General features: G+C 73.1%; 9 protein-coding genes. 6 read left to right on the forward strand and 3 right to left on the reverse strand.

The window, feature by feature from the left end:
- Window positions 1–151: 151 nt before the first annotated feature.
- Window positions 152–1,636: an MFS transporter gene (locus ACFV0O_RS27375; RefSeq protein ID WP_380346225.1), complete on the reverse strand. Its 1,485-nt coding sequence runs from the start codon at window positions 1,634–1,636 to the stop codon at window positions 152–154.
- 111 nt (window positions 1,637–1,747) lie between these two features.
- Here ACFV0O_RS27375 and ACFV0O_RS27380 point away from each other — a divergent pair, with 111 nt between their 5' ends.
- The gene (locus ACFV0O_RS27380; protein ID WP_380346308.1) at window positions 1,748–2,656 is read left to right on the forward strand and encodes a helix-turn-helix transcriptional regulator; all 909 of its coding nucleotides are present in this window, start codon (window positions 1,748–1,750) and stop codon (window positions 2,654–2,656) included.
- A 12-nt stretch (window positions 2,657–2,668) separates the two neighbouring features.
- Here the strand turns inward: ACFV0O_RS27380 and ACFV0O_RS27385 are convergent, their stop codons facing one another.
- Both ACFV0O_RS27385 and ACFV0O_RS27390 read right to left on the reverse strand, forming a co-directional pair.
- A complete protein-coding gene (locus ACFV0O_RS27385) occupies window positions 2,669–3,064 on the reverse strand; it encodes a hypothetical protein (RefSeq protein ID WP_380346226.1) in 396 nt (131 codons plus the stop codon).
- A complete protein-coding gene (locus tag ACFV0O_RS27390; protein ID WP_380346228.1) occupies window positions 3,061–3,660 on the reverse strand; it encodes a hypothetical protein in 600 nt (199 codons plus the stop codon). Before ACFV0O_RS27390 ends, ACFV0O_RS27385 begins: the two co-directional genes overlap by 4 nt.
- A gap of 135 nt (window positions 3,661–3,795) precedes the next feature.
- Here ACFV0O_RS27390 and ACFV0O_RS27395 point away from each other — a divergent pair, with 135 nt between their 5' ends.
- The 5 genes from ACFV0O_RS27395 to ppdK all read left to right on the forward strand — a co-directional run bounded on the left by ACFV0O_RS27395 (window position 3,796) and on the right by ppdK (window position 11,009).
- Window positions 3,796–5,010, forward strand: coding sequence for a histidine kinase (locus ACFV0O_RS27395; RefSeq protein ID WP_380346230.1), 1,215 nt, complete (start codon window positions 3,796–3,798; stop codon window positions 5,008–5,010).
- Complete coding sequence (locus ACFV0O_RS27400; RefSeq protein WP_360248815.1) at window positions 4,998–5,642, forward strand: response regulator transcription factor; 645 nt, start codon at window positions 4,998–5,000, stop codon at window positions 5,640–5,642. Before ACFV0O_RS27395 ends, ACFV0O_RS27400 begins: the two co-directional genes overlap by 13 nt.
- Entirely contained in the window at window positions 5,639–6,415 is a 777-nt protein-coding gene (locus ACFV0O_RS27405) for a DUF4097 family beta strand repeat-containing protein (RefSeq protein ID WP_380346232.1), read from the forward strand. Before ACFV0O_RS27400 ends, ACFV0O_RS27405 begins: the two co-directional genes overlap by 4 nt.
- Before the next feature lie 152 nt (window positions 6,416–6,567).
- Window positions 6,568–7,737, forward strand: coding sequence for a tRNA dihydrouridine synthase DusB (gene dusB / locus ACFV0O_RS27410; RefSeq protein WP_380346234.1), 1,170 nt, complete (start codon window positions 6,568–6,570; stop codon window positions 7,735–7,737).
- A gap of 563 nt (window positions 7,738–8,300) precedes the next feature.
- A complete protein-coding gene (gene ppdK, locus ACFV0O_RS27415; RefSeq protein ID WP_380346236.1) occupies window positions 8,301–11,009 on the forward strand; it encodes a pyruvate, phosphate dikinase in 2,709 nt (902 codons plus the stop codon).
- The last annotated feature ends 204 nt before the right edge of the window (window positions 11,010–11,213 follow it).

The following is an 11,213-nucleotide window of genomic DNA, read 5'->3' on the forward strand; positions in this document are numbered from 1 at the left end:
GAGAATCGCGCGGCCACCAGGTGCGGTGGCGGTCTTTACCCCGCCAGGGGGGCCCCCCCGGCGCGGGGGGGGGGGCCCCCCCCCCGCCCCCGGCCCGGGGGGGCGGGGGGGGCCCCCTCCGCCGCCGCCCGGGGCCCGGAGGCCCTGGGGGTCAGCCGATGGAGCGGGGGAGCCGGGTGGTCAGGTAGAGGATGGTGAACGAGCCGAGGAGCTGGATGCCGAGGCAGAGGGCGAGCGCGCGGCCCATGCCGAGGCTGGGGGAGAGCGACAGGTACAGGGTGCCGAGGGTGGCGACGCCGAGGGCGAGGCTGGACTGCTGGCCGGTGGCGAGGACGCCGCTGCCGACGCCGGCCCGGGCGGCGGGCACCTTGGAGAGGACGACCCGGAACAGCGGGGTGCCGATCAGGCCCTGTCCGATGCCGGCGAGGGCGACCCCCGGGGCCATCCGCAGCGGGGAGAAGTGCGCCCAGTCGGCGAGGACGGTCACGGCGAGGGTGGCGAGGCCGGCGGCCTGGATGACGGCGCCGGCGCTGAGCACCCGGCTGCCCCAGCGGCCGATCAGGCGCGGCCCGGCGAGCGAGGCGCTGAAGTAGCCGACGGCCATCGGGACGAGCGCCCAGCCGGCTGCGACCGGGCCGAGCTTCAGACCCTGCTGGAGGGCGACCGCGATGACGAACATGAAGCCGCCGAAGCCCGCGAAGTAGGGGAGTGCGATGCCGAGGCCGTGCCGCATCTCCGGGATGCGCAGCAGGGTCGGCGGCACCAGCGGGGTGTCCCCGCGCCGCTCGGCTCGCCGCTCGACCAGGGCGAAGGAGACGGCGAGGACGGGGAACAGGCCGAGCAGCACCCAGGACCAGAGCGGCCAGCCGGCGGCCCGGCCCTCCATCAGCGGGATGAGCAGGGCGAGCAGGGTGGCGGTGAGCAGGACGGTGCCGGGCACGTCGACCCGGGCGGCCCGGGCGGCCTTGCTCTCGGGGACGTAGCGGACCGCGAGCACCACGGCGAGCAGCGCGAACGGCACGTTGAGGAGGAACACCGAACGCCAGCCGGTGCCGAACAGGTCGGCGGCGACCAGCATTCCGCCGAGCACCTGCCCGATCACCACGGAGATTCCGCCGACCGCGCCGTACACGCTGAGCGCGCGGCCGCGCCGGGCGCCGTCGGTGGCGGCGGTGATGGTGCCGAGCACCTGCGGGATGAGCAGCGCGGCCGAGGCGCCCTGGGCGGCCCGGGCGGCGACCAGGGACCACGCGTCGGGGGCGAGGCCGCAGGCGAGCGAGGTGAGGGCGAAGGCGGCGGCGCCGACGACGAAGAGCCGGCGGCGGCCGAAGATGTCGCCGAGGCGGCCGCCGAGGACGAGCAGGACGGCGAAGGCGATGCCGTAGCCGGCGGCGACCAGTTCGAGGACGGCGGGCCCGGCGGCCAGGTCCTTGTCGATGGTGGGCAGGGCGACGTTGACGATGAAGAAGTCGAGCATCGGCAGGAAGGCCCCGAGCAGGACGGTGACCAGCCCGGCGGTGCCGAGGGTCGGGGTGTCCGCGGCGGGGGTGCCCGGCGAGGGGGTGCGGCGGGCCGTGGTGCCGGGGGTGGTGGCGGTGCGGTGCGCGGTGGGGGCGACGGCGAGTTGTTGGGTCACGGGTCATACGATCCGCCGCTCCGTACCCTGGTACCAGAGTGTGGTTATCCAGGTATAAGAAGTACCTGGCAACAGGCTGCCGGGTGCCGCATGCTGGGGAGCATGAGTCTGATGACCCCCGCCGCGCAAGCCCGTACGGCCTCGACCACACCGGCCCCCGGCAGGCCGGCGGCCACCGGGCCGCGCCCGGTCGGCGCGGGTGACGCCCGTCGGCACGAGCTGGCCGCGTTCCTGCGCAGCCGTCGCGAGCGGATCGCGCCCGAGCAGGTGGGCCTGCCGCTGACCGGCCGCCGCCGTACGCCGGGGCTGCGCCGGGAGGAGGTCGCGCAGCTCGCCGTGGTCGGGGTGACCTGGTACACGTGGCTGGAGCAGGGACGGGACATCCAGGTGTCCGCCCAGGTGCTGGACGCGGTGTCCCGGGCGCTGCTGCTGGACCCGAGCGAGCGCGCGCACCTGTTCACCCTGGCCGGCGCGGACGATCCGGCGCCGGTGCGGGAGTGCCCCTCCGTGACGCCGAGCGTGCGGCAGGTGCTGGAGCAGATGGCGCCGTACCCGGCCCTGGTGGTCAACTCCCGTTACGACGTGCTGGCGTACAACGCGCAGTACACCGGGATCGTCGGCGACCTCGCCGCGATGCCGCCGGAGGACCGGAACCTGATGTGGATGGCGTTCACGCCCTCGCGGTTCCGCGAGGTGCTGGTCGACTACCGCACCGAACGCCTCGGGATGGTGGCGCGGTTCCGCTCGGCGATGGCCGACCACAGCTCGGAGCCGGCCTGGAAGGCGCTGCTGGCCCGGGTGCTCAAGGCCTCGCCGGACTTCGCGGAGCTCTGGCAGCGGCACGACGTGATGCGGCCGGGCAACGGCATCAAGCGCTTCCAGGTGCCCGGTGTCGGGCTGTTGAGCTGCGAGTACACCAACTTCTGGCTCAGTCCCGGGCTGGGCACCCGGATGATCACCTACACCCCGCTGGACGACGGGACCCGCGCACTGATGGACCGGCTGCCGACGGCGGCCTGAGCCGACGGCCGCTCAGGCCCGGGCGGCCGCGTCCCGCCCGAGCAGCAGGCACACCACCGCGAGCGGCAGTTCGACGCCGCCCGCCATGACCAGCGCGGCGAGCACCGCGTGTCCCGGCCCGGCGCAGGCGATGTCGGCCAGCGCGTCCGCGGTGAGCAGCAGGGCCACCGCCGCGCCCGCCCAGAGCGCGGCGGGGTTGCGGCGGCGCAGCAGCGCGTCCAGCGAGAGCAGGGCGGAGAACTCCACCAGGTCGAGCACGACCCACGGGGTCTCGTGGCAGACGGCGAGGATCGTCAGCCAGGGCAGCAGGGCGGCCGCGGCCATGACGGGCACCCGGGCGAAGCGCTCGGGCAGGGCGGACGAGGGGGCGGAGCGGACGGATCGGGCGGAGAGGACGGCGGTGCTCATGCCGCACCCCCGGCCCGGTGCTCCCGGCCGTTCCCCTGGCCGTTCCCCCGGCCGTGTTCCAGTCCCCGGGCCGGCTTCTGACCCCGCGTCCGCTCGCGCACCCGCTCCAGCGGCAGCCGTTCGGCGGCCCGGCCCGCCGGGTGCTCGACCAGCACCGCGTCGAACGGCCCCTCGGCCCAGGCGAGCCAGAACCGACCGGCCACCGTGACCACCTCGGCCGCGGCCCACACCGGCCGGAACACCCGCCGCCCGGTGAACACCACCGAGGGCGCCGTGCCGTCGCCCGCCAGCCGGCCCCAGGCGAGCACGTGCCGGGACCGCCCGCCGGACGGGCTGCGCCGTGCCCCGCGCAGCAGCTGCGGGGTGAGCCGGGCGCTGACCAGGACGTCGGTCAACTCGCCGTGCTGGTAGAGCTCCAGCGCGGCCCGGCCGCGGTCGGGCCGGACGCTGCGGACCGACCAGGGGCCGGCGCCGGCCGACAGCGCACCCTCCGGCTCCGACGCCGGGCGGAGCGCGCCCCCGGGAACACCCCCGTGGTTCCCGGGGAGGCGCCGTCCGTGCGGCGGAGTGGCGGAGTGCGATGCGGTCCTCGTCATGCCTCCAAGCCTTCCGCCGACGACCCCTTCCTGTCGGTGGTGCTCCACCCCGAATCGGGGGTGTAGCCAGCTACACCCCCACCGGGCACCCCCCTTCATGGCGACCGATGATCACCGGGCCCTACGCTGTCGGCCATGCCCTCCACCACGTTGCGCCGAGCGCTCGTCAGGAGCCTCCGGCGTCCACCGTGGTCGCCCGGGACCTGGCGGGACGTCCGCTTCATAGCCGCCGGAATACCGTCGGCCGTGCCGGTCTGGCTGGTCGTCACCGACTCCGGACTGCTCTTTCCGCTGCTCGGCGCCGTCCTGCTCTGCACCCGCCCGCTGACCGCCCTCCAGCGCGGCCGGCTGCGCGCCCTGTACGGGGTGGAGATCCCGCCGCTGCGACCGCCGGCCCGGATCCGGGCCTGGCTGCTGGGAATGACCTGGCGCCAGCTCCTGCACCATCTCCTGGCCGGCCCGCTGCTGGCACTGGGCGCGGCGGCGCTGCTGTACGCCTGGGGCGCCGCCCTGGTGCTGACCACCCTGTACGCCTGGATCTGGCTGATGCCGCCCGGCACCGCGCTGCGCTCGGACCTGGCCGGGCTGGACGTCGGGCTCACCGCCGTCGGCGTGCTGCTGCTGGTCGCGCTGCCCTGGGCGACGACGGCGGCGGCCCACCTGGAGGTGTGGACGGCGCGGCAGCTGCTGGGTCCCGACCGGGCGGAGACGCTGGAGCGGCGGGTCGAGGAGATCGCCGAGAGCCGGGCCGGGCTGGTCGACGCGGTGGACGCCGAGCGCCGCCGGATCGAGCGGGACCTGCACGACGGCGCGCAGCAGCGCCTCACCTCGCTGGCGATGAACCTGGGTCTGGCCCGGCGCACCCTCAAGGACGTCCCGCCGGAGGTCATGCAGGTGATCGTGGAGGCGCACGAGGAGGCCCAGGCGGCCATCGACGAACTGCGCGACCTGGTCCGCGGCCTGCACCCGGCGGTCCTGGAGGACCGCGGCCTGGACGCGGCGCTGTCCGGCGTCGCGGCCCGCGCCCCGCTGCCGGTGCGCCTGGACGTCGACCTCTCCGAGCCGGTCGCCCCCACCGTCGAGGCGGTCGCCTACTTCACCGTGTCCGAGGCGCTCACCAACGTGGCCAAGCACGCCCGCGCCGACCGGGTCGACCTCTCGGTGCGGACGGCCGGCGGCCGGCTGCGCCTGGTCATCAGCGACGACGGGGTGGGCGGCGCGGACGCCTCGCGCGGCACCGGGCTCACCGGTCTGCGCAAGCGCGCCGCCTCGGTCGACGGCACGTTGTCCGTTCTCAGCCCCCTCGGGGGTCCCACCACCATCACCGTGGAGTTGCCGTGCGCGCTGTGATCGCCGAGGACTCGGTCCTGCTGAGGGTCGGCCTGGTCAAGGTCCTGGAGGCGGTGGGCTTCGAGGTCGTGGCCGCCGTCGGGGACGCCGTGGAGCTGCTGGCCGCGGTCGAGGAGCACCGTCCGAAGGTCGTGGTCGCCGACGTCCGGATGCCGCCGGGCTTCCACGACGAGGGGGTGAAGGCCGCGATGGTGATCCGCCGGCAGTGGCCGGAGACCGCGGTCCTGCTGCTCTCCCAGTTCGTGGAGGAGCGGTACGCCGCCGACCTGCTGGCGACCAACACCAGCGGTGTCGGCTACCTGCTCAAGCAGCGGGTGGCCAATGTGGACGACTTCGTGGACGCGCTGCAGCGGGTCGCCGAGGGCGGCACCGCGCTGGACCCGGAGGTGGTCGCGCAGCTGCTGGTGCGCCGCCACCGGGATCCGTTGGAGAAGCTGACCCCGCGCGAGCGGGACGTGCTCGGCCTGATGGCGGAGGGCCGTTCCAACGCCGCGATCGCCGCCTCGCTGGTGGTCAGCGACAGTGCGGTGGCCAAGCACATCAACTCGATCTTCACCAAGCTCGACCTGCCGCAGGCCGAGGACAGCCACCGCCGGGTGATGGCGGTGCTGCGCTTCCTGGAGGTCGGGTGACGGCCGCGGCGGCGAGGGCCTGGCGGGTCACCGGGACGCTCGCGGCCGTGCTGGTCGTGCTCGGCGCCGGGGTGCAGACCTGGTCGGTCGTGGCGCAGCAGCAGTCGACCGGCAGCCGGTCGTACGACGTGCCGGTCCACCGGCTGAAGCTGGAGACGGGGAGCGCCTCGGTCAAGGTGCGGGCCGGGCGGGCGGACCACGTGGTGATCGGCCAGCGGCTGGACTGGACGGTGCGCAAGCCGGTGGTGTCGAGCATCGTCGTCGACGGCCTCCTCACCGTCGGTGTGCGCTGCCGGTCGGTCCTGCCGGTCGTGGACTTCGGCTGCGGCGCCGAGATCGAGGTGGAGGTGCCGGAGGCGACCGAGGTGTCGGGGTCGGTGGGCTCCGGCTCGGTCCGGGTGGAGGGGCTGAGCGGGAACGTGGACGTGGAGCTCGGCTCCGGCGAGCTGCTGCTGGTCGGCACCTCCGGGGACGTGACGGCACACGCCACCTCCGGGCTGATCCGGGGCGAGGACCTGAGCGCGCGGCGGGTCGACGCGGAGACCACCTCGGGGGCGATGGAGCTGGCCTTCACCAAGGCCCCGCAGCAGGTGGAGACCAGGGCCACCTCCGGTTCGGTGACAATGACCCTGCCGAGGAACAGCCGCTACGCCTTCTCCAGCGACGTCGGGTCGGGCACCGGCCGGATCGACCCGGAGCTGGCGGACTCCGACAGCCCGAACCGCATCCACGCCACGGCCACCTCGGGGTCGATCACCATCGACCCGTCGTAGCGCCGACGGTCGGCCGGCTCCACCGGGCATGGCGGCCGGCACCACCGGCCACGGCATCGTCCGCCGGTGGTGCCGGCGGCCGTCGCGCGGGCCGCTCACCCGGGTGGGGGACAATGGAGAGTCCCGTCCCCCCGACCCGAGGTCAGCCGCGCATGACAGCCACGTCCGCACCCACCGCGTCCGACACCGAGTTCGCGCCGCTCGACATCGGCCCGATCCGGGTGTGGCCGCCCGTCGTGCTGGCGCCGATGGCCGGCATCACGAACGCGCCCTTCCGCACCCTCTGCCGGGAGCAGAGCGGCGGCAAGGGCCTGTACGTCTCGGAGATGATCACCACCCGGGCGCTGGTCGAGCGCAACGCCAAGACCATGCAGCTGATCAAGTTCGACCCGAGCGAGAAGCCGCGCTCGATCCAGCTGTACGGGGTGGACCCGGTGACCGTCGGCAAGGCCGCCCGGATGATCGCGGACGAGGGCCTGGCCGACCACATCGACCTCAACTTCGGCTGCCCGGTCCCGAAGGTGACCCGCAAGGGCGGCGGCTCGGCGCTGCCGTACAAGCGCAACCTGCTGCGGGAGATCCTGCGCGAGGCCGTCGCCAACGCGGGCGACCTGCCGGTGACCATGAAGATGCGCAAGGGCATCGACGACGACCACCTCACCTATCTGGACGCCGGCCGGATCGGCGCCGAGGAGGGCGTGGCCGCGATCGCCCTGCACGGGCGCACCGCCGCCCAGCACTACGGCGGGACGGCGGACTGGTCGGCGATCGCCCGGCTGCGCGAGTCCGTCCCGGCGCACGTGCCGGTGCTGGGCAACGGGGACATCTGGTCGGCGGACGACGCGTTGCGGATGATGCGCGAGACCGGTTGCGACGGCGTCGTGGTGGGCCGCGGCTGCCTGGGCCGGCCGTGGCTGTTCAAGGACCTGGTCGCGATCTTCGAGGGCGACGTCGACCACGCCCGCCCGGACTTCGGCTACGTGGCGCGGGCGATGGTGCGCCACGCGCAGCTGCTCGGCGAGTGGATCGGCGACGAGGCGCGCGGCGTGATCGACTTCCGCAAGCACGTCGCCTGGTACACCAAGGGCTTCTCGGTCGGTTCCGAGCTGCGGGTGCGGCTCGCCGGCTCCTCCTCGTTGGCCGAACTGGCCACGACCCTGTCCGAGGTGGAGCAGTCCCAGGGCTGGCCGGACGGCGCGGACGGCCCGCGCGGGCGCACCAGCGGCAACGGCCGGGTGGTCCTGCCGGAGGGCTGGTTGGACGATCCGTACGACTGCGCCCGCCCGGGCGTGGACGCCGAATCGGACACGTCTGGCGGATGATCTGTACGGACCGTCGAAGTCGGCCTGATCGGGCCGACTGCCACTAGGTCCCAGCCCTCTTGTCCATTCTGGACAGGAGGGCTCCTTTTCGGCGTCCGGATGTCACGGAACGAGCACGTTTCTGGACACTGTGCGACGATCGGCGGAGGTGGTCTACGTTCGACCGGCGAGACACGCTGGTGACGCTTGCCACACGCCGCAGTGGCTGATGCCGGGTCAGTGGACGAAATGGACAGGTCGGCCGTGAATCGCTTCCCGAAGCCGGCCGGCCGGGGATCGGGCGATCCGGCTGCAGGAAATCAAGCCGGGGCAACGCGACCGACCCACGGTCGCTACCCAGCGTCCGGATCGTGTGATCTTCGGGTTCGTTGCGTTCAAGAGTTGAACGCTTGCTAGCGTCAGGCGGACGATTTCACCAACAGAGGTGAACGCCTTTATGTGCATTCGATCTAGCGGGTTACCTCTCGGTACCGGCCTCGGGTGGCCTATTCAGGGCAGAGAAGTGCCTTCGAAATGGGTATGTTCTCCGGCGTCAGGGCAACCGCGTACGAGGAGACCGACCCGTGCCGTCCCAGCAGAAGTTTGTTTACTCCTTCACCGAAGGAAACAAGGACCTCAAGGATCTTCTTGGCGGCAAGGGCGCGAACCTGGCCGAGATGACCAACCTGGGCCTCCCCGTTCCCCCGGGATTCACCATCACCACCGAGGCCTGCAAGGTCTTCCTGGAGACGGGCAGCGAGCCCACCTCCCTCCACGAGGAGATCAGCGCCCACCTGGACGCCCTCGAACTGGAGATGGGCAAGAAGCTCGGCCAGGCCGACAACCCCCTCCTGGTCTCGGTGCGCTCCGGCGCGAAGTTCTCCATGCCCGGCATGATGGACACCGTCCTGAACATCGGCCTCTCCGACGCCTCGGTGACCGGCCTCGTCGCCCAGTCCGGCAACGAGCGCTTCGCCTGGGACTCCTACCGCCGCCTGGTCCAGATGTTCGGCAAGACCGTGCTGGGCGTCGACGGCGAGCTGTTCGAGGAGGCCCTGGACGAGGCCAAGCACGCCAAGGGCACCGTCAACGACCTGGACCTGGACGCTTCCGACCTCCGGGAACTGGTCGAGGTGTTCAAGGGCATCGTCGAGCGGGAGACCGGACGGGCCTTCCCGCAGGACCCGCGCGAGCAGATGGACCTCGCCATCCACGCGGTCTTCCACTCCTGGAACGGTGACCGCGCCCGGCTGTACCGCCGCCAGGAGCGCATCCCGAACGACCTCGGCACCGCGGTCAACGTCTGCACCATGGTCTTCGGCAACCTCGGCGAGGACTCCGGCACCGGCGTCGCCTTCACCCGCGACCCCTCCACCGGTGCCCAGGGCGTCTACGGCGACTACCTGTCCAACGCCCAGGGCGAGGACGTCGTCGCCGGCATCCGCAACACGCTGCAGCTGTCCGAGCTGGAGAAGCTCGACAAGAAGTCGTACGACGAGCTGATGGCGATCATGCAGAAGCTCGAGAACCACTACCGCGACCTCTGCGACATCGAGTTCACCATCGAGCGCGGCAAGCTCTGGATGCTGCAGACCCGCGTCGGCAAGCGCACCGCCGCCGCCGCCTTCCGGATCGCCGTCCAGCTCGTCGACCAGGGCCTGATCGACCTGGACGAGGCCCTCATGCGGGTCACCGGCGGCCAGCTGGCCCAGCTGATGTTCCCGCGCTTCGCCCCGACCGCCGAGTCCAAGCAGATCGCCTGGGGCCTCGCCGCCTCGCCGGGCGCCGCGATCGGCAAGGTCGTCTTCGACTCGTACACCGCCGTCAAGTGGTCCCGCTCCGGCGAGAAGGTCATCCTGGTCCGCCGCGAGACCAACCCGGACGACCTGGACGGCATGATCGCCGCCGAGGGCATCCTCACCTCGCGCGGCGGCAAGACCTCGCACGCCGCCGTCGTCGCCCGCGGCATGGGCAAGACCTGTGTCTGCGGCGCCGAGGAGCTGGAGGTCGACACCAAGGGCCGCAAGTTCACCACCGCCGACGGCCTGGTGATCCACGAGGGCGACGTCGTCTCCATCGACGGCGCCTCCGGCAAGGTCTACCTCGACGAGGTGCCCGTCCTGCCGTCCCCCGTGGTCGAGTACTTCGAGGGCACCCTGCACGCCGGCGCCGACGTCCAGGGCGGACTGGTCCAGGCCGTCCACCGGCTGATGTCGCACGCCGACGGCCGTCGCCGCCTGGCCGTGCGCGCCAACGCCGACAACGCCGAGGACGGCTCGCGCGCCCGCCGCTACGGCGCCCAGGGCATCGGCCTGTGCCGCACCGAGCACATGTTCCTCGGTGAGGAGCGCCGCAAGGAGGTCGAGCACCTGATCCTCGCGGACAACGACAAGGACCGCGAGCTCGCCCTCTCCACCCTGCTGCCGCTGCAGAAGGGCGACTTCCTGGAGCTCTTCCAGGCGATGGACGGGCTGCCGGTCACCGTGCGCCTGCTCGACCCGCCGCTGCACGAGTTCCTGCCGGACATCACCGAGCTGTCGGTGCGCGTCGCCCTCGCCGAGGCCCGCAAGGACCCGAACGAGAACGACCTGCGCCTGCTCCAGGCGGTGCACAAGCTGCACGAGCAGAACCCGATGCTCGGCCTGCGCGGCGTCCGCCTCGGCCTGGTCATCCCCGGCCTGTTCGGCATGCAGGTCCGGGCCATCGCCGAGGCCGCCGCCGAGCGCAGGCTGGCCGGCGGGGACCCGCGTCCCGAGGTGATGATCCCGCTGGTCGGCACCGTCCAGGAGCTGGAGCTGGTCCGCGACGAGTGCGAGCGCGTGCTCGCCGAGGTCGCCCAGTCCACCGGCGTCCAGCTGGACATCAAGCTCGGCACCATGATCGAGCTGCCGCGCGCCGCGGTGACCGCCGGGCAGATCGCCGAGGCCGCCGAGTTCTTCTCCTTCGGCACCAACGACCTGACCCAGACGGTCTGGGGCTTCTCCCGGGACGACGTGGAGGCCTCGTTCTTCACCGCCTACCTGGAGAAGGGCATCTTCGGGGTCTCCCCGTTCGAGACCATCGACCGCGACGGCGTCGGCTCGCTGGTCAAGCACGCCGTCGAGGCCGGCCGGGCCACCCGCCCCGACCTCAAGCTCGGCGTCTGCGGCGAGCACGGCGGCGACCCGGAGTCGGTCCACTTCTTCCACGAGGTGGGGCTGGACTACGTCTCCTGCTCCCCCTTCCGGATCCCGGTGGCGCGCCTGGAGGCAGGCCGCGCCGCCATCGAGACGGCGGGCAGCGACTCGCGCTGAGGGAGGGAAGGCATCCCCTCCTCACGCGCGGGCACGACTGACCGCTCCCCCTCCCACCGGGAGGGCGTACACCGGAGCTCGGCGCAGGAGAACCGGCGTACGTGAAACGGCCCGGGGGGGGGCGGGCGAGGCCGGCGGGGGCCCGGCCGGCGGGGCGGGGGGGCCCGCGGCGGGGGGCGGGCGGGAGGGCGGGGCGGCGGGCGC

It is taken from the genome of Kitasatospora sp. NPDC059577 (genome assembly GCF_042735475.1).
Taxonomy (GTDB): Bacteria; Actinomycetota; Actinomycetes; order Streptomycetales; family Streptomycetaceae; genus Kitasatospora.

What these genes read in the sequence shown, in the direction of transcription:
- ACFV0O_RS27380 (WP_380346308.1), top strand. Translation starts at nt 1,748, where the DNA reads ATGACCCCCGCCGCGCAAGCCCGTACGGCCTCGACCACACCGGCCCCC.
- ACFV0O_RS27385 (WP_380346226.1), bottom strand. Translation starts at nt 3,064, where the DNA reads ATGAGCACCGCCGTCCTCTCCGCCCGATCCGTCCGCTCCGCCCCCTCG.
- ACFV0O_RS27390 (WP_380346228.1), bottom strand. Translation starts at nt 3,660, where the DNA reads ATGACGAGGACCGCATCGCACTCCGCCACTCCGCCGCACGGACGGCGC.
- ACFV0O_RS27395 (WP_380346230.1), top strand. Translation starts at nt 3,796, where the DNA reads ATGCCCTCCACCACGTTGCGCCGAGCGCTCGTCAGGAGCCTCCGGCGT.
- dusB (WP_380346234.1), top strand. Translation starts at nt 6,568, where the DNA reads ATGACAGCCACGTCCGCACCCACCGCGTCCGACACCGAGTTCGCGCCG.